The sequence below is a fragment of the Promicromonospora sp. CA-289599 genome (assembly GCF_050936155.1).
GTDB lineage: Bacteria > Actinomycetota > Actinomycetes > Actinomycetales > Cellulomonadaceae > Promicromonospora.
The window spans coordinates 1,231,464-1,253,591 of record NZ_JBNJNI010000001.1 but is presented as its reverse complement, the minus strand read 5'-3'; the positions used below and the strand labels follow the sequence as shown (position 1 = coordinate 1,253,591).

General features: G+C 72.4%; 18 protein-coding genes and 1 riboswitch. Of the genes, 11 read left to right on the top strand and 7 right to left on the bottom strand.

The features are described 5' to 3' along the window. Nucleotides 1–15 precede the first annotated feature (15 nt). From ACQEVI_RS05580 to mutM, 7 genes are all read left to right on the top strand, one after another. Entirely contained in the window at nt 16–990 is a 975-nt protein-coding gene (locus ACQEVI_RS05580) for an endonuclease/exonuclease/phosphatase family protein (RefSeq protein ID WP_432895535.1), read from the top strand. A gap of 103 nt (nt 991–1,093) precedes the next feature. Then, the gene (gene rsmD, locus ACQEVI_RS05575) at nt 1,094–1,741 is read left to right on the top strand and encodes a 16S rRNA (guanine(966)-N(2))-methyltransferase RsmD (RefSeq protein ID WP_432895533.1); all 648 of its coding nucleotides are present in this window, start codon (nt 1,094–1,096) and stop codon (nt 1,739–1,741) included. Beyond that, complete coding sequence (gene coaD / locus ACQEVI_RS05570; RefSeq protein WP_432895531.1) at nt 1,738–2,235, top strand: pantetheine-phosphate adenylyltransferase; 498 nt, start codon at nt 1,738–1,740, stop codon at nt 2,233–2,235. Before rsmD ends, coaD begins: the two co-directional genes overlap by 4 nt. A gap of 155 nt (nt 2,236–2,390) precedes the next feature. Continuing rightward, nucleotides 2,391–2,987 (top strand): YceD family protein, encoded by a 597-nt coding sequence (locus ACQEVI_RS05565; RefSeq protein WP_432895529.1) that lies wholly within the window; start codon nt 2,391–2,393, stop codon nt 2,985–2,987. Nucleotides 2,988–2,989: 2 nt separating this feature from the next. Further along, nucleotides 2,990–3,184: a 50S ribosomal protein L32 gene (rpmF, locus tag ACQEVI_RS05560; protein ID WP_108495103.1), complete on the top strand. Its 195-nt coding sequence runs from the start codon at nt 2,990–2,992 to the stop codon at nt 3,182–3,184. Between the two features lies 1 nt (nt 3,185). Further along, nucleotides 3,186–3,971 carry a ribonuclease III gene (gene rnc / locus ACQEVI_RS05555; protein WP_432895527.1) on the top strand — a complete coding sequence of 262 codons (786 nt, stop codon included), beginning with the start codon at nt 3,186–3,188 and terminating at the stop codon, nt 3,969–3,971. Next, a complete protein-coding gene (mutM, locus tag ACQEVI_RS05550; RefSeq protein WP_432895525.1) occupies nt 3,964–5,055 on the top strand; it encodes a bifunctional DNA-formamidopyrimidine glycosylase/DNA-(apurinic or apyrimidinic site) lyase in 1,092 nt (363 codons plus the stop codon). Before rnc ends, mutM begins: the two co-directional genes overlap by 8 nt. 80 nt (nt 5,056–5,135) lie before the next feature. On the opposite strand, the gene ACQEVI_RS05545 is transcribed toward mutM, so the two are convergent. After that, nucleotides 5,136–6,116 (bottom strand): NAD(P)-dependent oxidoreductase, encoded by a 981-nt coding sequence (locus ACQEVI_RS05545; RefSeq protein ID WP_432895523.1) that lies wholly within the window; start codon nt 6,114–6,116, stop codon nt 5,136–5,138. Between the two features lie 109 nt (nt 6,117–6,225). Then, entirely contained in the window at nt 6,226–7,137 is a 912-nt protein-coding gene (locus ACQEVI_RS05540; protein ID WP_432895521.1) for a C40 family peptidase, read from the bottom strand. A 1-nt stretch (nt 7,138) separates the two neighbouring features. Continuing rightward, a riboswitch (cyclic di-AMP (ydaO/yuaA leader) is annotated at nt 7,139–7,290 on the bottom strand. Between the two features lie 155 nt (nt 7,291–7,445). Here ACQEVI_RS05540 and ACQEVI_RS05535 point away from each other — a divergent pair. Further along, nucleotides 7,446–9,041: a phytoene desaturase family protein gene (locus tag ACQEVI_RS05535; RefSeq protein ID WP_432895519.1), complete on the top strand. Its 1,596-nt coding sequence runs from the start codon at nt 7,446–7,448 to the stop codon at nt 9,039–9,041. A 17-nt stretch (nt 9,042–9,058) separates the two neighbouring features. Then, nucleotides 9,059–9,496, top strand: a complete 438-nt coding sequence (locus ACQEVI_RS05530) for a GNAT family N-acetyltransferase (protein ID WP_432895517.1) — start codon at nt 9,059–9,061, stop codon at nt 9,494–9,496. Between the two features lie 52 nt (nt 9,497–9,548). On the opposite strand, the gene cydC is transcribed toward ACQEVI_RS05530, so the two are convergent. The 4 genes from cydC to ACQEVI_RS05510 are packed head-to-tail and all read right to left on the bottom strand — an operon-like array spanning nt 9,549 to nt 15,877. Next, a complete protein-coding gene (gene cydC / locus ACQEVI_RS05525; RefSeq protein WP_432895515.1) occupies nt 9,549–11,423 on the bottom strand; it encodes a thiol reductant ABC exporter subunit CydC in 1,875 nt (624 codons plus the stop codon). Then, entirely contained in the window at nt 11,420–13,234 is a 1,815-nt protein-coding gene (gene cydD / locus ACQEVI_RS05520; RefSeq protein ID WP_432895512.1) for a thiol reductant ABC exporter subunit CydD, read from the bottom strand. Before cydD ends, cydC begins: the two co-directional genes overlap by 4 nt. A 37-nt stretch (nt 13,235–13,271) precedes the next feature. Further along, nucleotides 13,272–14,321: a cytochrome d ubiquinol oxidase subunit II gene (gene cydB, locus ACQEVI_RS05515; protein ID WP_432895510.1), complete on the bottom strand. Its 1,050-nt coding sequence runs from the start codon at nt 14,319–14,321 to the stop codon at nt 13,272–13,274. Nucleotides 14,322–14,380: 59 nt separating this feature from the next. After that, nucleotides 14,381–15,877 carry a cytochrome ubiquinol oxidase subunit I gene (locus ACQEVI_RS05510; RefSeq protein WP_432895508.1) on the bottom strand — a complete coding sequence of 499 codons (1,497 nt, stop codon included), beginning with the start codon at nt 15,875–15,877 and terminating at the stop codon, nt 14,381–14,383. 410 nt (nt 15,878–16,287) lie between these two features. Here ACQEVI_RS05510 and ACQEVI_RS05505 point away from each other — a divergent pair, with 410 nt between their 5' ends. After that, nucleotides 16,288–20,013, top strand: coding sequence for an Rne/Rng family ribonuclease (locus ACQEVI_RS05505; protein ID WP_432895506.1), 3,726 nt, complete (start codon nt 16,288–16,290; stop codon nt 20,011–20,013). A 205-nt stretch (nt 20,014–20,218) separates the two neighbouring features. Further along, a complete protein-coding gene (locus ACQEVI_RS05500) occupies nt 20,219–21,367 on the top strand; it encodes an acyltransferase family protein (protein ID WP_432895504.1) in 1,149 nt (382 codons plus the stop codon). A 68-nt stretch (nt 21,368–21,435) separates the two neighbouring features. Here ACQEVI_RS05500 and ACQEVI_RS05495 read toward each other — a convergent pair whose 3' ends face one another. Then, nucleotides 21,436–22,098: an alpha/beta fold hydrolase gene (locus ACQEVI_RS05495; protein WP_432895502.1), complete on the bottom strand. Its 663-nt coding sequence runs from the start codon at nt 22,096–22,098 to the stop codon at nt 21,436–21,438. Between the last annotated feature and the right edge of the window lie 30 nt (nt 22,099–22,128).

The following is a 22,128-nucleotide window of genomic DNA, read 5'->3' as shown; positions in this document are numbered from 1 at the left end:
ATAGAGTCCCCGCCGATGACGGACGCAAAGCATGCGATCCATACCGGCCCGCCGGGAAAGAGTGCGTGGCAGCGCGGGAGGCTGCTGGCGCTCGGCTCCCTGGTGGCCGCGGTGCTGCTCGTCGCCCACGATGTCGTGCCGAACCGGTGGGGAAACCTCGGCAGTCTCATCCAGTCGTTCCTGCCCTGGCTCGGGCTCGCGGTCCCGCTCGGGATCCTCGCCGCACTGCTGCGGCGGTCGGCGCTCGCGATCCTCGCCGTCCTGCTCCCGCTGGCCGCCTGGATCTGGGTGTTCCTGCCGCAGGTGCGCCCGGTGGATCCGGGACCCGGCGACCTGACGGTGGTGCAGCACAACGTCAGCGACACCAACTCCGACGTCACGGGTACCGCCGAGGTGCTCCTGGCCGCCGAGCCGGACGTCGTGACGCTGACCGAGGTGTCCGACACGGTGGCGGAGCAGTACACCGAGGCGTTTGGCGAGACGCTGCCGCACCACGAGACGCAGGGCACCGTCGGTGTCTGGTCCAGGTTCCCGCTCGAGGGGGCCACCGCCGTCGACATCCGGCCCGAGGGCATCGACGCCTCCTGGGACCGGTGCGTGCGCGTGGTGATCCAGCGGGAGGAGAGCGCGGTCGCCCTGTTCGTCGCGCACCTGCCCTCGGTCCGGCTCGGGCGAGGCGGGTTCGAGACGGAGCTGCGTGATGCGAGTGCGCTCGCGCTGGCCGACGCCGTCAGCGCGGAGGAGAACGAGACGGTGATCGTCGCGGGGGACCTGAACGCCGTGCTGGCGGACAGCGCCGTAGCGCCCCTGACGAATCTGGTCACCGCCCCGGCCACCGGCTTCCAGTTCACCTTTCCCGAGGCCTTCCCGGTCGCCCAGATCGACCACGTGCTCGCGCGCGGAGCCACGGTGACCGAGGTCCGCACCCTGCCCCGGACGCCCAGCGACCACCTCCCGATAGTCGCCCGGATCGACACCCCCTGGCAGTAACCGCCCCACAACCCGTTGAGTGTTGGATATCTGCCCTCTCGTAGACTGCTCGGGGGCGAATATCCAGCACTCAACGGGGCGTGGGGCGGGTTAGGGTCGGCGGGTGACCAGGATCGTGGCCGGGAAGCTCGGCGGACGCAGCATCGCCGTGCCAGGGAAGGGCACCCGGCCTACCAGCGACCGCGTCCGCGAGGCGATCTTCTCCCGCCTGGAGCACCTCGGTGTGCTCGACGGCGCCCGCGTGCTCGACCTCTACGCCGGCTCGGGTGCGCTCGGGCTCGAGGCGGCCAGCCGCGGTGCCGTGTCCGTCACCCTGGTGGACAGCGCGCGGCCCGCCGCCGACGTCGCACGCAGGAACGTCGCGGGGCTGGGCCTGACCGGGGTGCGCGTCGTCGCGGAGACCGCCGAGCGGTTCGCGGCGTCACTGGCCGGCGCTGGTCCGCGTCCTGCTGCTCCCGGCACGACGGCGGCCCTCGACCTGGTCTTCCTCGACCCGCCCTACGACCTCGACGAGGATGCGCTCGTCACCGTGCTGACGCATCTGGCGGCCCCGGGCGTCCTGGCCGACGGCGCGGTGGTCGTCGTCGAGCGCTCGATCCGCACCCCCGAGCCCGCCTGGCCCGACGGCCTCGCCGCGTTCGCCCGCAAGGACTACGGCGACACGGCGGTCTACTACGCGGAGCCCTCGTACGCGGAGCCCTCGGACAACGAGCACTCGGACACAGGACCGTCGGATAGCGTGGACGCGTGACCACTGCCGTCTGCCCCGGGTCGTTCGACCCCATCACCCTCGGCCACCTGGACGTCGTGCGCCGCGCGGCCACCCTGTTCGACGACGTCGTGGTCGGCATCGCGAAGAACCCCGGCAAGTCCGGCCTGCTGGACCTGGAGACGCGCGCCGAGCTCGTGCGCGCGGCGGTGCAGAGCCTCGCCCGGACGGAGCCCGCGATGTCGCGGGTGCGGGTCGACGTCGTGCCGGGGCTGCTGGTGGACTTCTGCCGGGAGATCGGCGCGGTCGCCGTCGTGAAGGGACTGCGCGGGGGCGGCGACTTCGACGCCGAGCAGCCGATGGCGCTCATGAACCGGCACCTGTCGGGCGTCGAGACGATCTTTCTGCCGGGCGACCAGCGGTACGCGCACGTCGCGTCGTCGCTGGTGAAGGACATAGTGCGGCACGGGGGACCGGTCGACGACCTGGTGCCGGCGGGGGTCGTCGAGGCGCTGCGGTCCGCGTTGGGTCAGTAGCCGGGGCATCCAGCGGCCTGGCCCGTGAGGGCTGTCACCCCGCACGGGCGCGCGTGAGCCCCGTTCCATGTCGTAGGATTGCTTTTTGGCCCGTGGCGTGATGTCTTGCGCCGGGTCCACCCCCCCCTTCACCGTCCTCTCGGACACTGCCTTTCATGGAGCCTGTTATTTCCCGCGAACCGAACTCACCGCTCGTGCTCGACACGCACGAGCTGTCTCGGCGTGCCGGATCCATGCGTACGCACAGCGCGACCGTGCAGGCGCCGTCGGATCTCGGTACCGCTGTGATCGGTATCCCGGAAGGCTCCGACCTCGAGCTGGATCTTCGACTCGAGTCCGTGATGGAAGGCGTGCTGGTCTCCGGCACGGTCCGCGGCACGGCAAAGGGTGAGTGCAGCCGCTGCCTCGACGACATCACCCGTGATCTCACGGTCGATGTCACCGAGCTGTTCGCGTACCCCGAGCGGGCCGCGGCGTCGGCCAAGGCGGGGGACGTCGACGTGGAGGACGAGGAGTCGGTCCTCGACGACGACGACAACGCCGACCTGGAGCCTGCGCTTCGGGATTCGGTGGTGACTGCACTACCATTTCAACCGCTGTGCCGGGAGGACTGCCCGGGCCTGTGCTCCGAGTGCGGAGCGCGCCTGGCTGACGACCCCGGTCATCACCATGACGTAGTCGACCCCCGTTGGTCGGCGCTTCAGAGCATGCTCGAACCTACGAGCGTGTCGGACGAGACGAAAGAGAGCTAGCCGTGGCTGTTCCGAAGCGCAAGATGTCGCGCAGCAACACCCGTGCGCGTCGCTCGCAGTGGAAGACCACCGCAGCGACCCTCACGACCTGCCCGCAGTGCCAGGGCAACAAGCTGCCGCACACGGCGTGCCCGACGTGCGGCACCTACAAGGGCCGCACGTACCGCGACGCCCTGAAGACCGTTCACGCGGGCTGACGTGGCCAAGGGCGGGACGTCGCCGGCGAGGCCGGAACCTACCGCGCTGCTCGAGAAGCTCGGGGTCCATCTGGACCCCGAGCTTCTTGTGCTGGCACTGACGCATCGGTCGTTCGCGCACGAGGCCGGTGGCATCCCCACGAACGAGCGCCTGGAGTTCCTCGGCGACACCGTGCTGGGGCTCGTGGTCACGGAGGCGCTGTTCCGGCGTCACCCCGACCTGTCGGAGGGCGACCTGGCGCGCATGCGCGCGGCGACGGTGTCGCAGCGCGCGCTCGCCGCGATCGCGCGCACCCTGGGCCTGGGCAAGTACGTGCTGCTGGGCAAGGGCGAGATCCGCACGCGCGGTTTCGAGAAGGACTCGATCCTCTCCGACACCGTCGAGGCGCTGATCGGTGCGACCTACCTGTCGCACGGCCTGGAGACGTCGCGGTCGCTCGTGCACCGGCTCGTGGACTCGACGCTCGACGTCGCGGCCGGCCTGGGCGCAGGGCTCGACTGGAAGACCTCGCTGCAGGAGGCCTCGGCGGAACGTGGGCTGGGTTCGCCCGACTACATCGCCACGTTCGAGGGGCCGGAGCACGCGCGGGTCTTCCACTCGACGGTGGTGATCGACGGCATCACCTACGGCTCCGGCTCTGGCAGTGCGAAGAAGCACGCCGAGCAGGGCGCGGCCGAGGAGACCTACCGGGCCCTGCTGGAGAAGTTCCCGCTGCCCAAGCCGGAGAACGGTGAGGCGGCCGCCGGCCAGGCCTCCGGGAGCAAGGCGCCGGCCGCCGGTGCCTGAGCTCCCCGAGGTCGAGACCGTCCGCGACGGTGTCGACAGACTTGTCGTCGGCGCGGTGGTGCGCGACGTCGAGGTGTTCCGCGAGTACAGCGTCCGTCGGCACGACGGCGGCCCGGAGTCGTTCCGCGACCAGCTCGTCGGACGGCGGCTGAGCGCCGCCGTCCGCCGCGGCAAGTTCCTCTGGCTCCCGCTGGAAGACCCGGCCGGGCCCGTCGAGCTCGGCGCGCCCGCGCCCGCGGCGATCCACCCCGCCGCGGCCCTGCTTGCCCATCTCGGCATGTCAGGGCAGCTGCTGGTCCGGGGTGCCATGGCGGGCGACGATCCAGGGCACGCGTCGAGCGTGGTGCTGGGCCTGGAGCAGTCCGGCGCGGAGGCGGGTCCCGGGCCGAGCCGGGCGGTGGGCACGGCAGCGGACGACTGGCGCCATCCTCACCTCCGGGTTCGCCTGCACCTGACCGGCGCCCCCTCCGGCGCGCGCTACCTCGACTTCGTGGACCAGCGCACGTTCGGGCACCTGAGCGTGCAGGACCTGGTGCCCGGCGACGGGGAAGCGCTCGGCGCCGGCGAACCGGCGTCGGGCATCCCCGCCGGGCACGGCTCGGACCTGCCCCTCCTGCCGCAACCGGTCGCGCACATCGCCCGTGACCTGCTCGACCCGAACCTGGACCTGGACGGCCTGGTCCGCCGGGTACGGCGCCGTCGGACCCAGGTGAAGCGCGCGCTGCTGGACCAGACGGTCGTGTCCGGCGTCGGCAACATCTACGCCGACGAGGCGTTGTGGCGCGCGCAGGTGCACTGGGCCCGGCCGACCGACAAGCTCCGGGCCGCGGACGTGCGCCGGGTGCTGGACTCGGCCGCCGAGGTGATGCGCGAGGCGCTGGCCCAGGGCGGCACCAGCTTCGACGAGCTATATGTCAACGTGAACGGGGAGTCGGGATACTTCGACCGCTCGCTCGCGGTGTACGGGCAGGAGAACGAGGCGTGCCGGCGCTGCGGTGCGCTGATCCGCCGGGACGCGTTCATGAACCGCTCGTCGTTCAGCTGCCCGATCTGTCAGCCGGCCCCCCGGAAGACCCTCCGTTGAGTGCTGGCTATTTGCGGGCTGAGAGCACGAGAGCCCCCAAATAGCCAGCACTCAACGACTAGCCAGCACTCAACGACCAGTCAGCGGGGGACCTTGTTGCGGATCAGGTCCGGGTTCTGCTGCCAGGTCGTCAGCTGGGCGGCCAGGAACTCGGCCGCTCGGCGCGGCCTGCCACCCGCCACGTGCGGCGTGAGGATCAGGTTCGGCAGGTCCCAGAGCGGGGAGTCCGCCGGCAGCGGCTCCGTCTCCATGACGTCGAGCGCCGCGCCCGCGAGCCGCCCGGACCGCAGCGCGTCGGCGAGCGCTTCCTCGTCCACCGTCGCGCCCCGGCCGACGTTCACGAACCGGGCAGACTGCGGCAGCAGGCCCAGCAGGCGGGCGTCGAGGATGTGCCGCGTCGCGGGGATCGCGGGCAGCAGCGAGATGAGCAGGTCGGTCTCGGCGAGCAGGGCGTCCAGTCCGTCCGGCCCCACCACGGGGTACCCGGAGCGTTCGCCCGCACGCGAGGCGACGCCGGTGACCCGCGCACCGAGCGCGGTCAGCAGCGGGGACAGCCGCAGGGCGATCGACCCGAAGCCCCAGATCGTCACGCGTGCGCCGTCGAGCGTGTACTCGCGGCCGGTGACCGGGTCGCTCTGCGCGAACGCGATCTCCTTGGCCCAGCGGTGCTCCCGCTGTGCGGCGAGGGAGACGTCGATGCGGCGAACCGTCGCCAGGACCAGCGCCAGGGCGTGCTCGGTGACCGTGTCGTCGTGCAGGGACTGGCCGGAGGAGATGACGACGTCGGGCCCGAACCCGGCGCGCAGCGCTACGTCAGGTCCCGCGGAGAGGGTCTGCACCCAGCGCAGCCGGGGGAGCCGGCGGGCGGCGTCGGCGAGGATCTTGGGCGGGCTGGACCAGGTGACCAGCATCTCGGCGTCGGTGTGCTCCTCGGGGACGGGCTCGTTCATCGCGTAGACGGCGACGGTGTTGATGCCGTCCGGCGCGAAGGAGGCTCCGCCGTCGGGCAGCAGGGCCGGGAAGTCGAGGTCGAAGGGCACGTCCGGTACGAGGATCTTCACGCCCGGGACGTTACCCGACATGTTCCGCGACGAGCCCCGGACGAGAACGAGGTGTGTCGCGCCAGGGGGCTGGCGCGACACACCTCGCGGTCCGGCGTGGTGGTAGGCGTCAGCCCGTCACCCGGATGAACACCGGGTTGTTCTGCCACATCGAGCCGTACTGCACGGGGGTGCCCTGCTGCTGGGCCTCGACGACCATGCCGTCGCCCGCGTAGAGGGCGACGTGGCCCGGCGTCCACACGATGTCGCCCGGCTGGGCGTTGGCGGCGGAGACCTGGGTCCCGATGGTAGAGATCGCGCTCGAGCTGTGGGGGATCGAGATGCCGAGCTGGCCGTACACGTACTGGATGAGCCCCGAGCAGTCGAAGCCGCTGGGGGAGGCTCCGCCCCACACATAGGGCACACCGACGTACTCGAGTGCGAGGTTGACGGCCTGCTGGCCCAGTCCGGACGCGGCGGCGACCGTCTTGACGGCGGCGGCTGCCTCCGCCTCGGCGGCTGCCTCGGCCTCAGCGGCGGCTTCGGCTGCCTCAGCCTCGGCCTTTGCCTTCGCCTCGGCTTCCGCCTTGGCACGCGCCTCGGCCTCTGCCTTGGCCTTGGCCTCGGCGATGCCCTCCTCGGTCTCGGCGTACGGCGTCACGGAGACGCGGCCGCGCTCGGCGTAGAAATCGGCGTCCTGGGTGACCTTGACCTTCGTGACCAGGTTCTCGGCGAGGCTGGCGCGGACGGTGGAGTCGACCGTGTTGCTGATGGTGTTGCCGACCGGTGTCGCGTTGGCGAGCGTGGCCTGCGTGTGCGTCTCGGCGGGCGCGGTGTGGGCGGTCTGGGTGAATACCGATGCCAGCATGCCGGAGGTGACGACCGCGATGGCGCCGGTCCGGGCAGCGTTCTCGGCGGCGGTCTGGGTCAGTGCGGTGAAGGGGGTGAGCGCGGGGCCGTCGGCGCGGTGCCTGCCCCGGTTGCTCGGACGGCTTGCCTGGTCGTCCGCCCGGTCGTGGGTGCGGTCGGTGAGTACGGTCACCAGTGATCTCCTCGGACGCCTACGAAGTGAGCTGTCGGGTTCGGATGGGAGAGCGATTCACCCGGCCTCACAAGGAGGCTTCACCCCAAGGACACTCACGTGCCCGCTTACTTGGTTCCCCCGCCCCTGTCACGGTTCTGGCTGCCAAGATCCGGTGACAGGGTTCGGCGTCCGGACCTGGACCTCCCCGTTGCTGGAGAGGCGAGATCGACCGTACCCGCCCCTCGCGCAAATGTCACGATTAGGTCACATACCGACCTGTGATGGAACCTCCCTGGCAATCTGTGCCCCATGCCACTATGGCGCCCATGACCGATTCGATGCGTTCCCGGTACGACGTCGTGGTCGTGGGCGGGGGGCACAACGGCCTCACCGCGGCGGCCTACGCGGCCCGTGGTGGCAGGTCCGTCCTCGTCCTCGAACGCGCGGACCACGTGGGCGGCGCGGCCGTCTCTGCCCGCCCCTTCGCCGGGGTGGACGCGCGGCTCTCGCGCTACTCCTACCTCGTCTCGCTCCTGCCTCGCCGGGTGATCGACGAGCTCGGGCTGCCCATCGCCCTGAAGCGCCGCCGCTGGTCCTCGTACACACCGGTGGCGGACGGCGGCCTCCTCATCGACAGCCAGGACGACGCCGCCACGCGCGCCTCGTTCCGGCGCCTCACCGGTTCGGACGCCGACTTCGAGGCGTGGGGCCGCTTCTACGCCATGACCGCCGAGGTGGCCCGCCGGCTCGCGCCGACGCTCACCGAACCCCTGCTCCCGCGGTCGGCCGTCCGGGACCTCGTGGTCGACGGCGTGGGGGAGGAGGCCTGGCGCGCGCTCTTCGAGGAGCCACTCGGCGAAGTGCTGCGCCGCACCTTCGCCGACGACGTCGTCCGCGGGGTCGCGGCCACCGACGGCCTGATCGGCACGTTCGCCGACGTCGACGAGCCGTCCCTGCGGCAGAACCGCTGCTTCCTCTACCACGTCATCGGCAACGGGACCGGCGACTGGGACGTGCCGGTGGGTGGCATGGGTGCCGTCTCGGGCGCCCTGCGCGACGCCGCGGTGGTCGCCGGCGCGACGATCGTCACCTCGGCGACGGTCACCGCCGTCGATCCCGGGGCACCCGGCGCGCTCGGCGCGGAGGTCGCCTGGACCGACGCCGACGGGCGCACCCGGGGCGTCACGGCCGGCCATGTGCTCGCGGCGTGCGCCCCGGCGGAGCTGGACCGGCTGCTGGGCGGTGACCCCTTGACGTCTGCCGACCAGCCCGAGGGCGCCCAGCTCAAGGTGAACATGCTGCTGACCCGCCTGCCCAGGCTGCGCGACGACGTCGACCCCGTCGCGGCGTTCAGCGGGACCCTGCACGTCAACGAGTCGCTGGCCCAGCTCCAGGCGGCGCACGCGCAGGCCGCCGCCGGGCGCATCCCCGACCTGCCGCCCAGCGAGATCTACTGCCACACGCTCACCGACCGGACGATCCTCGGGCCGGAGCTCGCCGGGACGGACGCGCAGACGATCACGCTGTTCGGGCTGCACATGCCGGCACGGCTCTTCCGCGCCGAACCCGACGCCGCCCGCGACCAGGCGCTCCGGGCCACGCTCGCGTCCCTCGACTCCGTGCTCGCCGAGCCGATCGAGGACGTGCTGGCGCTCGACGCCGACGGCGCCCCCTGCCTCGAGGTGCGCACCCCCGTCGACCTGGAGCGCGACGTCGGGCTGCCGGGCGGGCACATCTTCCACCGTGACCTGAGCTGGCCGTTCGCCGAGCCGGACGACGGCGACGAGTCCGGCCCCTGGGGCGTCGCGACGGAGCATCCCCGAGTTCTCCTGGCGGCCGCCGGAGCCCGCCGCGGCGGTGGTGTGAGCGGCATCCCGGGCCGGGCCGCGGCCATGGCGGTGCTCGGGGGCGACGCCGGCTGACGACCTAGGATGACGCGGTGCACATCCGACGCGCCGTCCCCGTCGACGCCCCAGCGATCGCCCCGCTCCTCGGTCAGCTCGGTTACCCCAGCACCGTGGAGGACGTCGCCGCCAGGTTCGCCCGTGTCGCGGGCAGCGAGACCGACGAGGCCTGGCTGGCGGTAGACCCGGACGAAGCCGATGCGGAAGCAGTCATCGGGTTCGCCTCAGGCCACGTCCGCTGGGCCTACGAGCTCGATGCGCCGGTGGCCCAGCTCACCGCACTCGTCGTCGCCGAGTCGAACCGCGGCACCGGGGCAGGGCGCGCCCTCGTCGCGACCTTCGAGGAATGGGCAACGGCCGCGGGCGCCGCACGGGCCACCGTCTCGTCGTCCTTTCGCCGGACTGGCGCGCACGCCTTCTACGAGCGCCTGGGCTACGAGCAGCTCTCGAAGAAGTTCGACAAGAGCTTGTGACGACCATGCAGTTGCTGCCAGGAACGGCATCGGCCTGGCAGCAACTGCATGGTCAACCCTCCTGGGCCGCTGACCAGGCGTAGGCGCCGTCGGTCGCGAGGAGGTGCTCGTGGCTGCCGCGGGCCACGACGGTCGCCGGGGTGGTGCCCGTGGTCGCACCCGCGAGCGTGCCGTTCCCGAGCAGCAGGACCTCGTCGGCGGCCGCGAGCGGCGTCAGCCGGTGGGTCGCCAGCAGCACCGCCCGCCCCGTCTTCCGCGCGTGGTCGGCGAGGGCGCGGACCAGGGCGTCCGCGGTCTCGCCGTCGAGGTGCTCGGCCGGCTCGTCCACGAGCAGCACCCGGGCGGGGGCGAGGAGCGCACGAGCGACCAGGAGCCGACGCCGCTCCCCACCCGAGACCGCCGCCGCGTCCGTGCCCACCAGGGTGTCCAGCCCTTCGGGAAGCGCGGCGAGCCAGCCACCCAGCCCGACGGCGGCGAGCGCGGCCCGGGCCTCCGCCTCCGTCACGTCGCCGCGCGCGACCCGCAGGTTCTCCAGCACGCTGGTGTCGAACAGGTGCCCGTCCTCGGCGACGAACAGCCGGTCGATCGGCGTGGTCGGCAGAACGTCAGTTGATCGGTAACCCGGACTGCCGACCCGCTGACGTTCTGCCGACCACCCGCCCACGTGGCCCGTCAGGGGCGGGATCAGGCTCGCGGTCGTCATCAGCAGCGTCGTCTTCCCGACGCCGGACGGTCCCGCCAGCGCCACCACCGACCCCGGGCGCAGCGTGAGAGACACCCCCTCGACGACGGCACGCGGCCGGCCGCCGCCGTCGGGCCAGCCAGCGGCGACGTCGTCGAGCACGAGCAGCGCGTCGTCCTCCGACCCCGACGTGTCAGACCCACAGGTCACTCGAGTGACCTGTGGGTCTGACACCGGAGCCGAGTCCGGCAGCAGCTCCAGCAGCCGCCTCGCGGCCTCCCGCGACCGGTGCAGCTGGATCGCCGCCGCCGGGAGCCCGGCGGTCGCCTCGAACACGGCGAGCGGCGTCAGCACGACCACCGCCAGCGCCTCCACTGACAGCGAACCCGACAGTGTCGCTGGGATCCCCAGCGCGACCGAGGCGAGCACCGCGAGACCCTGCGCCAGCGCCCCCAACGCTGCGGCCAGCCCGGACGTGCGGGCGCCGTCGTCCGCGACGGCGGACAGGCGGGCATCGGCGGCGTCCAGATCGGCCAGCCGCGCACCGAACCGCCCGGAGACGCGCAGCGGCGCCGACTCCTCCAGGATCTCCAGGGACAGCGCGGTCACCTCGCCCCGGGCAGCGGCACCCCGTGCCTCCGTCCGGGCAGCGGCCCGGGCCGCGAGCCACGGCGTCACCACCCCGGCCAGCACCAGGCACAGCGCCAGCGCCACCCCCGCCGCCGGCAGCAGCACACCCAGCAGGATCACCGAGCCGAGCGACGTCACCACCGCGACCCCCGCCGGCACCATCGAGCGGACCACCACGTCGCCGACGTCGTCCACGTCCTGACCGATCCGCGCCAGGAGCTCGCCCCGCCGGACCGTCACCGGACGGTCGTCGGCGGCGAGCCTGTCGTACAGGTTCGCGCGGAGCGCCGCCATGCCACGCAGCGCGACGTCGTGGGACGCGAGGCGCTCGCAGTAGCGCAGGACGCCGCGCCCGATCCCGAACGCCCGCACCGAGACGACCGCCACCGAGAGGGTGAGCACCGGGGGCATCTGCGAGGCCCGGGCGACGAGCCAGGCGGCGACCGCCGCGAGCCCGATCGCGCAGGCCAGGGCCAGGACGCCGAGGCCGATCGCCGCGGCGACCTTGACCGGCCGGACCTCCAGCAGGGGCAGCACCCGGCGCAGCGGGTCGGCGGTGCCCCGGGTCGGGCGCGGTGCCGGAGCGGCCGGAGTGGTCGGCGTCTGGGTGTTCATGGTGCCTCCGGGTCTGCCGCCGAGCGGACGTCGATCACCTGGTCGGCGAGCCCGAGCAGCGAGGCCCGGTGCGCGACGACGAGCACGGTTCGCCCCGCGTCGCGCCACGCGCGTACGGTCTCCAGCACCGCCTGCTCGCCGCGCGCGTCGAGGTGCGCGGTCGGTTCGTCGAGGATCACCAGCGGCTTGGTGGCGGCGTCGTCGAGCAGGGCGGACGTGAGCGCCACGCGTTGATGCTGGCCCACCGACAGGCCCACGCCGCCGAGCCCGACCCGTGTGTCCCAGCCGTCCGGGAGCGAGTCGACGACGACGTCGAGCCCGGTCAGCCGCGCCGCCTCGCCAAGCGCCGCGTCGCTCGCTGCCGGCTTGCCGTCCAGCACCACCTCCCGCAACCGCCCGGGCGGTAGCGAGGGCCGCTGCGGAACCCAGGTCAGCGCGCTCCACCAGCTCTCCAGCCCGCCCGCCGAGAGATCCGCCAGGTCCCGGAAAGCGCCGTCGGCAGGAACCAGCCCCACTCGCCCGGCATCCGGCGCCAGCAACCCGAGCGCCACGAGCACGGCGGTCGACTTGCCCACCCCGCTCGGCCCCCGCAAGGCGACGACCCGCCCGTCTCCGGGCACACCGGACCCGAGCGGCACCCGAGCCGACAGTCCGGCAGGCGCAACGATCCCGCGCCCGGCAGCCCGCACGGACACCCCGTCAAGCACGAGCTCCCACCCGGCCAGCCTCGTCCCACCGGCCAGACCCGCTCCGCCGTCCTCACCCTCCGACCGGACCGGACCAAGGAGCGCGAACGTCCGAGAAGCCGCCGCGACCCCGTCGACCGACGCATGGAACTCCGCCCCGACCCGCCGCAGCGGCAGGTATACCTCGGGCGCCAGCACGAGCACGGCGAGTGCCGGCTGCAGCTCCATGGCGCCCTCGACGAGCCGCAGTCCCACGCCGACGGCGATGATCGCCACCGAGAGCGTCGTGAGCAGTTCCAGCACCATCGAGGAGAGGAACGCGATCCGCAGCGTTCCCATGGTCGCCCTGCGGGACGCGTCGCCGAGCGCCCGCACCCGCGCACCCGGCCCGAAGGACCGTCCGAAGGCGCGGAGCGTCGGCAGCCCGGCGACGAGGTCGAGCACCTGGGTGCCGAGCCGTTCGACGGTCGCGAGCCGCCGCTCCGACGTCCCCGCGGTCAGCCGCCCGACGAGCACCATGAACACGGGCACGAGCGGCAGCGTGACGACGAGGATCACCGCGGACACCCAGTCCAGGCCCAGCACGACGGCGACGAGGGCCGGCGTGAGCAGCGCCGTCAGCACCAGCTGCGGCACGTACCGCACGAGGTACGGCTCGAGCGCGTCGAGCCCGCGGGTCGCCAGGGTCGCGACCTCCGCCTCGGGGCTGGCGCCGTTCCCGCTGCCCGACGCCGGAGCGCCGGCCCCGCCGACCGCCGTCGTCCCGCCGATCGCAGTTCCGCCGGCCGCCGCCCCGGCCGCCCGCGGGCCGCGCAGCGCCCAGGCCTCGACCACCGCGTGCCGCAGCTCGGCGATGGTCCGGGCGGCGGCGCGCAGCGCGTACCGTTCCTGCGCCCACGCGACGGCCGCCCGCCCTGCGACCACGAGCGCCAGCCCCGCGAAGGACCAGGTGAGCACCGATCCGGGAGTGCTGTCCCCGCGTATCACCGGTGCGAGGAGGCCCGCGATGAGCAGGGCCTGCGCGACGATCAGCCCGGCTGCCGCCACACCGAGCCCGACCGTGAGTGCCACGTACCAGCGGGCCGCACGGACCTGCCGCAGCAGCCGGGGGTCGATCGGTCTCATACGTCCGTGCTCCAGTCGTCCAGAACGCCGAAGGTGTTCAGAACGCCGAGTCCTTGATCTTCTTCCACGTCAGGCCGGCCGGCGCGGGGATGTGGTCCACGGTCAGCCGACGCCTGAACACCCAGTACGTCCATCCCTGGTACAGGAGCACCAGCGGTGTCAGCACCACTGCCACCCACGTGAGGATGGTCAGCGTGTACGGGGTGGACGCCGCCTCGGCGATGCTGAGCGCGCTGCCGCCGTCCAGACCCGGCAGCACGTCAGGGAACATGGACCCGAAGATCAGGACCACCGCGGCGATGATCGTCACGGCCGAGAGCCCGAACGCGTAGCCCTCGCGCCCCGCACGGTTGGTCCCCAGGACGCCGATCAGGGCCAGCCCGCCCACGATCACTACCGCCCACGTCCAGGCGGGCGCGAACGCCGTCTGCGTCCAGCTCGACCACACCCCGGCGACGGCCAGGGCGACCACCGCCAGCACTCCGGCGAACCGGCGGGCCCGCGCCCGGATCGCGCCGTCGGTCTTGAGCGCCACGAACACCGTGCCGTGCAGCAGGAACAGCACGAGCGTCGTCAGGCCACCGAGCAGCGCGAACGGGTTGAACAGGGCCCCGAGCCCGCCCACGTACTGGTGCGCGTCGTCGAGCTGGAGGCCGCGGACCAGGTTCGCGAACAGCACGCCCCACAGGATCGCCGGAGTCCAGGAACCCACCTGGATCGCGATGTCGCAGCGGCGCGCCCAGACGGCGTCGGAGATCTTGCCGCGGTACTCGAAGGCGACGCCGCGCACGATGAGCGCCACGAGGATGGCGAGCGTGGGCAGGTAGAAGCCCGAGAACAGGGTGGCGTACCACTCGGGGAACGCAGCGAAGGTGGCGCCCACCGCGGTGATCAGCCACACCTCGTTGCCGTCCCACACCGGGCCGATGCTGTTCACCAGCACCCGTCGCTCCTTCTCCCGGTGCGCGGCGTCGCCGCGAGGCAGCAGCGACATCAGCATGCCGACGCCGAAGTCGAAGCCCTCGAGCACGAAGTACCCGGTCCACAGAATCGCGATGATGACGAACCACACGATGGCGAGGTCCACGGTCACGTCCTTATCTCTCTGGCCGTCTTTCTGACAGGTAGGTCAGGCTGGCAGGCGGATCAGTAGGCGAAGGAGAGCGGACGGTCGGTCTCGTCGCCGGCGGCCTCCGGCGACTCGTCGCGCACCGCCCGGGGCACGCCCTCGATCGCGTACCGGTGGATGAGCCGGTACCAGATCACGCCCAGCACGGCGTAGAGCACCGTGAACACGACCATCGAGGTGATGATCATGCCGGGGCTGACCACCGTGGAGACGCCCTGCATCGTGAGCAGCCGGATCTGGTCGATCCCCGTGGGGTTGGGGGCCACGACCCAGGGCTGGCGCCCCACCTCGGTGAAGATCCAGCCGAACGACGAGGCGAGGAACGGCGTGGGGATCGCCGCTATGGCGATGCGGGCGAACCAGGGGTTGTCGCTGACGCGGCCGCCACGGGTGAACCACAGGGCGGCCAGCGCGAGCAGCGCGGAACCGGCGGCGAACCCGATCATGAGCCGAAAGCTCCAGTACGTGGCGGCGAGGTTGGGCGTGTAGGAGATGGGGTTCCCGGCCTCGTCCGTCGCGCCGTACCGCTCGGCGTACTGCTCCTGCACGTCGTTGACGCCGGGCAGGTAGCTGTCCTCGCCCGAGAACTTGCCGGTGCCGAGGTAGCTCGACAGGCCAGGCACCTCGAGGACGTGCCGCACGCCCTCGCACGAGTTCGACAGGTCACCGATGGTGAGGATCGAGAAGGGAGCCGCCTCCTCGCCCTCGCACAGCGCCTCGGCCGACGCCATCTTGCCCGGCTGCTGCTCGAACATCAGCTTGCCCTGGGCGTCGCCCGTCAGCGCGACGCCGGCTCCCGCGGCCAGCATGACGACCGTGCCGAGGATCACCGCGGGTCGGTAGACGTTCCGGGCGAGCTCGATGGACTCGGGTCGCTTGGTCCGGACCAGGCGCACCATCCACCAGGCGGCGATCCCGGCCACGAACGTCCCGGCCGTCAGGAAGGCTGCGGCCACCGCGTGGGGGAAGGCCGCCCAGAGCGTGTTGTTGCCGAGGATCGCCCAGATCGACTCCATCTCGGCGCGACCGGTCTCGGGGTTGTACCGCGCCCCTACGGGGTGCTGCATCCACGAGTTGGCGGCCAGGATGAAGAAGGCGGACAGGTTCACCGCGACGGCGACCGCCCAGATGCAGGCGAGGTGCACGCGCTTGTTCAGGCGGTCCCAGCCGAAGATCCACAGACCGAGGAACGTGGACTCGATGAAGAACGCGGCGAGGGCCTCCATGGCGAGCGGAGCCCCGAAGACGTCGCCGACGAACCGGGAGTACTCGCTCCAGTTCATCCCGAACTGGAACTCCTGCACGATGCCGGTGACGACGCCGAGCGCGAAGTTGATCAGGAACAGCTTGCCGAAGAACTTCGTCAGCCGCAGCCAGCGCTCGTTCCCCGTGCGTACCCAGGCCGTCTGCATCACGGCCACCAGGGGTGCGAGGCCGATCGTGAGCGGCACGAAGATGAAGTGGTAGACGGTGGTGATGCCGAACTGCCAGCGTGCCAGGTCGAGAGCTTCCACTCCGGGCTCCTGTGGTGTCTCCGTACGGCTCTGTCCCTCGGACGCTGGCCTGATGTGGCAGGTCGGGGCGCTGTGGGGGCGGATCCGTCGCTTGTGAATGTCTTCACAAGCCACTGTACACGCAGTTGGACCACCGCAGGGCGAGGGCTATCTCTTGTGCGATACTTGACGAACCCGCGTAGGCCCACATCCCTGCGCGGCCTGCAGAGTCCAACACTGCCCGCGATCCGCACGCGGTGCCGCTGTCACGACAGAACGTGGCCGCAGGCGTCCGCGAAGATCGCAGGAACAGGGCCGCAGACCGAGACTTCAGCCCGGGTGGGTCGCTTCGCCGCGATGCACAGCCGGACGACCGACCGCCTGGCGGCCCGCGTGGTGTGGGGCGGACGCCGGCTACAGGAGCACCTCACGTGACGCCTTCCAGCACCACCGGTTCGACCATCGGGTCACAGGATGATCACGACGCACCTGAGGCGAACGCCCAGGTCACCACTGGTGGGGAGGCTCCGGCAGGCACGACGCCGGCCAAGCGCCCGCGTCGCCGGGTCACCAGGTCCGTCGTCTCGACGGCGAACGTCGAGCCCATCGTCGTCGGTTCCTCCGGCCCGGCGGAGACCCCGGCCGGGTCCCAGCCGGTGACCACCGGCGGCACCGCCGTCGTGGCGACCTCCCCAACCGCTGAGCCCACCACCAAGCGACCGCGCCGCCGCGCCGTGCGGGGTGTCTCTTCCCCGACGACGCCCGCTCCTGCAGCCGAGCCGACGGCGGCCGAGCCGGCCGCCGAGGTCGTTGCCGAGCCCGCCGCGGTGAGTGATCCGGTCCCGACTGAGACAGATGTCACTGTCGAGTCCGCGCCGGTCGCCGAGCCCGGGACGGTCGAGCCGGAGGCTGCGGTCGAGGCACCCGTCGAGGAGACGGCACCGGTCGACATCGTGCTGCCCGAGCCCGCGGCGTCGCCCGTCGACGCCCCGGCGCGCGGGGTCGCGAGCCTGGACGACATCATCCTGCCCGGCAGCCCGACGGCGGAGCCCGAGAAGACCGCTCCGAAGCGTCGTACCCGCAAGAAGGCGGAGCCCGTAGCGGAGGTTCCGGCCGAGCCGGCCGCCGAGGCCGCCCCCAAGCGTGCCCGGTCGCGGCGCAAGCCCGTCACCGCCGAGCCCGCCGCCGCGGAGCCGCCGGCCACGGAGCCCGTCGCGGAGGCTCCCGTGGCCCCCGCCGCCGAGGCGCCGGCTGAGGAGATCCCGGCCGCCGAGGTGACGCCGGAGGCTCCGACGTCCGAGCTGACGGCCGAGGTGACGTCCGAGGTGCAGGCCGCGGAGGCGCCGAGGACCCGCGGCCGCCGCAGCAGCCGCCGTCCGGCAGCGGAGCCCACCGTGGCCCCCGCGGTCGAGACGCCTGCCGCCGAGGCGTCCGCGCAGCCCTCGGTCTCGCCCGCCGCGACGACGTCGGGCACGCGCGTTCCGCGGCTCGCCACCACGGCGCTGCTCTTCCAGGCGCCCGACGAGTCCGCCGCTCGCCGCTCGCGGCGCGCGCAGGCACCTGCCGGGCCGCCGCGTCCGCAGGACCTGACGCCTACGTTCGCCCGCCCGGTCGCCCGCCCCGTCGAGCCGGCCGCCGAGGCGCCCGCGCGTGCGGCGGAGCCCGCCGTCGAGCGGCCCGCCGAGGCCAGGACGGAGCCCAGGGCGGAACCCCAGGCGGTGTCCGAGGCACCCGCCGAGCCCAGGGCGCGCCGGTCCGGCTCGCGCCGGGCGGTACGTCGTACAGGTGGACCCGGCGTCGAGCCAGCCGTGCAGCCGGAGCCGCAGGACTCGGCCCCGAGCACGCAGGCCGATGTCGTCGAGCCCGCCGCGGACGTGTCCGTAGCGGCGCCCGTCCGTGAGACGAGCGCCGCGGTGCCGCACTTCGTCGCGGCCGAGCTGAGCGAGGACGACGCCGCCGCCGTGGACGAGGTCGGCGCGATCGAGGAGGAGCTGGCCGCCGAGGGCGTCGAGCTCGAGGAGCTCGCCCCGGCGGACTTCGAGGAGTACGACGACGAGGATGTGCGCCCGTCGCGCCGCCGTCGGCGTCGGGGCGGACGCGGACGTCGTGGCGGCCGCGCGAACCGTCTGGACGACGAGGACGACTCGGCGGACGAGGAGCAGGACGACGACTCCGAGGAGGACGCGCAGGCGCCCGACGAGGACGAGGACGAGCAGGACTCCGCCCAGGACGCGGTCGACGGTGACGGCGAGGGCGGCAGCCGCCGTCGTCGCCGACGCCGCCGGGGTACGCGGGGCGAGCGCGCCGAGGCAGCCGCCGTCCGCTCGACCCGCACCGACGAGGTCACCGCGCTCAAGGGGTCCACACGACTCGAGGCGAAGCGCCAGCGTCGCCGCGAGGGCCGGGACCACGGTCGTCGTCGCCAGATCATCACCGAGGCCGAGTTCCTGGCCCGCCGCGAGTCGGTGCAGCGGTCGATGATCGTGCGCGAGAAGGACGGCCGCACGCAGATCGCGGTGCTGGAGGACGGCGTGCTCGTCGAGCACTACGTCTCGCAGCAGTCGCAGGCCTCGATGGCCGGCAACGTGTACCTGGGCCGGGTCCAGAACGTGCTGCCCTCCATGGAGGCGGCGTTCGTCGACGTCGGCAAGGGCCGCAACGCCGTGCTGTACGCGGGTGAGGTCAACTGGGACGCCGCCGGCCTCGAGGGCCAGCCGCGCCGGATCGAGCAGGCGCTGAAGTCGGGCGACTCGGTCCTGGTGCAGGTCACCAAGGACCCGATCGGCCACAAGGGTGCCCGGCTCACGAGCCAGGTCACGCTGGCGGGCCGGTACCTGGTGTTCGTGCCGGGCGGCGGCATGACCGGCATCAGCCGCAAGCTGCCCGACACGGAGCGGTCGCGCCTCAAGAAGATCCTCCGCGAGGTCGTCCCCGAGGGCGCAGGCGTGATCGTGCGTACCGCCGCCGAGGGGGCGAGCGAGGACGAGCTGCGCGCCGACGTCGAGCGGCTGCAGGGCCAGTGGGACGCGATCCAGGAGAAGTCGAAGAAGGCCAACGCCCCGGCTCTGCTGCAGGGTGAGCCGGACATGGCGATCCGCGTGGTCCGCGACATCTTCAACGACGACTTCTCGTCGCTGGTGGTGCAGGGCGAGGGTGCGTGGGACGAGATCGCGCACTACGTCGAGGAGCTGGCCCCGGACCTGCGCGAGCGCGTGTCCAAGTGGGTCGAGAACACCGACGTGTTCCACGTGCACCGGGTGGACGAGCAGCTCGCCAAGGGTATGGACCGCAAGGTCTGGCTGCCCTCGGGCGGCTCGCTGGTCATCGACCGCACCGAGGCGATGACGGTCGTGGACGTCAACACCGGCAAGTTCACCGGTGCGGGCGGCACGCTCGAGGAGACCGTGACGCGGAACAACCTCGAGGCGGCCGAGGAGATCGTGCGGCAGCTTCGCCTGCGCGACATCGGCGGCATCATCGTCATCGACTTCATCGACATGGTGCTCGAGTCCAACCGGGACCTGGTGCTGCGTCGTCTGGTCGAGTGCCTCGGCCGGGACCGCACCAAGCACCAGGTGGCTGAGGTGACCTCGCTGGGTCTGGTCCAGATGACGCGCAAGCGCGTGGGCCAGGGCCTCGTCGAGGCGTTCTCCGAGACCTGCGAGCACTGCAAGGGCCGTGGGTTCATCGTGCACGAGGAGCCCATCGAGAAGTCTGCCAACGGCATGGGTTCGGGTGGCGCGCCCGCGTCGTCCGACGAGGGTCCGCGCTCCCCGCGTGCACGCCGCAAGCGCGGCAAGGAGGGCAAGGTGGCTCCCGTGCCGGAGGCCACGCCTGTCGCGAGCCTGCCCGAGGAGCGGTCCGAGGCGCGCGAGGCCGTCAAGGCCACGCTCGCCACCATCGCCGCCGCCGCGCAGCATGCGCACGAGACGAAGGAACCCGCGGACGACGGTCCTGCCACCCTGGACGAGATCCAGCTGCCGAGTGCCGGTGCGTCCAGCACGGCGTCGGCGTCCGCGAGCTCCGGCTCGGCAGCCTCACCCGACCCCGTGGGATCGCCGGCGGACGCCGCGCGGTCGACGAGCGATGCGCCGGAGGGGGGCTCCGACACTGGGCAGTCGGAACCGCCCAAAGGAGCTGGCGACGAGGTCGCCTGAGCAGAAGAAGGGTTTCTGGGCGAGGCTGCTCGGCCTCTGACCTGATCCGGACGAGGGTCGCCACCGTGAGGTGGCGGCCCTCGTCTTTTGCGTGCCCGGACATTCCCGGTGCGGATCTCCCTTGCGGATCCATCACCCTCTGTGGTTCATTAGTCGAGTAATGAACCACAGAGGCAGTGAACCGCACGAGACTCGGAGACCCACGATGACGACCACCGCCGTACGGCCGACCGCTACCCGACTGGGGTACGTCGACAACCTGCGGGTGCTGCTGACCGTGCTGGTCCTGGCGCACCACAGCGCCCTGACCTACGGCGCGCTCCCGATCTGGTACTGGACCGAGCCGAGCACCAGCCCGTCCGGCATCGCGCTGATGGTGCTGGTGATCGTGAACCAGTTCTATTTCATGGGGTTCTTCTTCCTGCTCTCCGGCCTGTTCGCCCCCGGGTCGGTGGACCGCAAGGGGCCCGGCGCCTTCGCCCGGGACCGGTTGCTCCGGCTCGGTGTCCCGCTGGTGGCGTTCTGGCTGGTGGCCCGGCCGCTGCTGTCCCTGCCGAGCTGGCCGGAGCGCCGAGCGGAGGGGGAGTCGTTCCTGCGGTTCTGGTTCACCGCCGGTGACGTCGGCCCGCTGTGGTTCGCGGAGGTGCTCCTGGTGCTGTCGCTCGCGTACGCCGCTTTCCGCGCGCTTCGCGCCCGCTCGGCGGCACGGTCCGGTATCGCGGACACCGGGTCGCCGACGACGGTCGACGCCGAGCCGCGCCCGGCCCGCTTCCGGGCGATCGCCGGGCTCGTCGCGGTGCTGACCGCTGCCACGTTCCTCTGGCGGCTCGTGGTGCCGGCCGGCACCTACTGGGAGGTCGCGGGCCTGCCCTCCCCGGCTTACCTGCCGCAGTACGTGATCCTCTTCGTGGTCGGCCTGCTCGCGGTGCGCCGCGGGTGGCTCACCGCCCTCACCGTGCGGCAGGGACGTGTGGCGCTGGTCGTGGCGCTCGTCAGCCTGGGGCTCGCGCTCGGCGGCGCCGCCCTCGCGACGACACCCGGCGCCGGGCTGCTCGCGCAGCTGGGTGCCAGCCTCGCGGAGAACGTCTTCGCGGTGAGCACGATAGTGGCCCTGCTGGTTCTGTTCCGCGAGCGCTTCTCGGGCCAGCCGGCATGGGCGCGCTGGGCGGCGCAGAACTCGTTCGCGGTGTACGTCATCCACCCGCTGGTGCTGGTCGGTGTCGCGATGCTCTTCGCGCCGCTCGTCGCCCCGGCTGGCGTGAAGTTCCTGATCCTGCTCGCCCTCTCGGTGCCGCTGTGCTGGGGCTTCGCCCACCTGCTGCGGAAGATCCCGGGTGTCTCGCGGGTGCTGTAGGCGGGCCCGCCCGAACGGAAGTCCGGAAACGGACTTCCGTTCGGCGAGTGGCGAGAGCTTCTGGGGCGTCAGCCGGTTGCCGGCAGCCGGGCGTAGAACTCGGCGATCGTCCGGGAGAAGAGCTCCGGCTCCTGCTGGTTCCACGGGTGGCCGACCCGCGGGACGATCCGCAGCTCGGCGTCGGGGATCGTCGCGGCGAGTTCCCGCGCCGGCGCGAGGTTGGCGATGTCACGGCTGCCGCACAGGACGAGGGTCGGTGCCGCGATGCCCGCCAGTCCCTCGCGGAAGTTCGCGTCCGCGACCACCCGGAGGGCCCCGAGCCATTGCGCCTTGGTCATGGACATGCCCACGGCGGTGCTCTCCGGCAGCATCCGGACGATCGTCCGCTGGATAGCCATGAGCGCAGGAGGCGGGCGGACCTGGCTGCCCGAGAGCACGAGCGACGCGACCCGGTCGGGGAAGTCGAGCACGAGCTGGGTCGCCGTCATCGCGCCGAGCGACAGACCGCAGACGTGCGCCCGGTCGATCTCGTGCTCGTCGAGCAGGTCCCGCAGCGCGCGTGCCGCGCCCGTGAACGTGAAGGCGCCGGGCGTCGCGGCACGGTCGAGCCCGGGGATGTCCGGGGCCAGGCCCGTGTACCCGGCGGGCAGGGCGCGCAGCTGCGCCTCCCACGGATCGAGGCCTGCGCCCAGCCCGGGCAGGAACAACACGGTCTCGACGTCGGTCGCCATGCTCGTCAACCTAGTCGAATGGTTGACTGG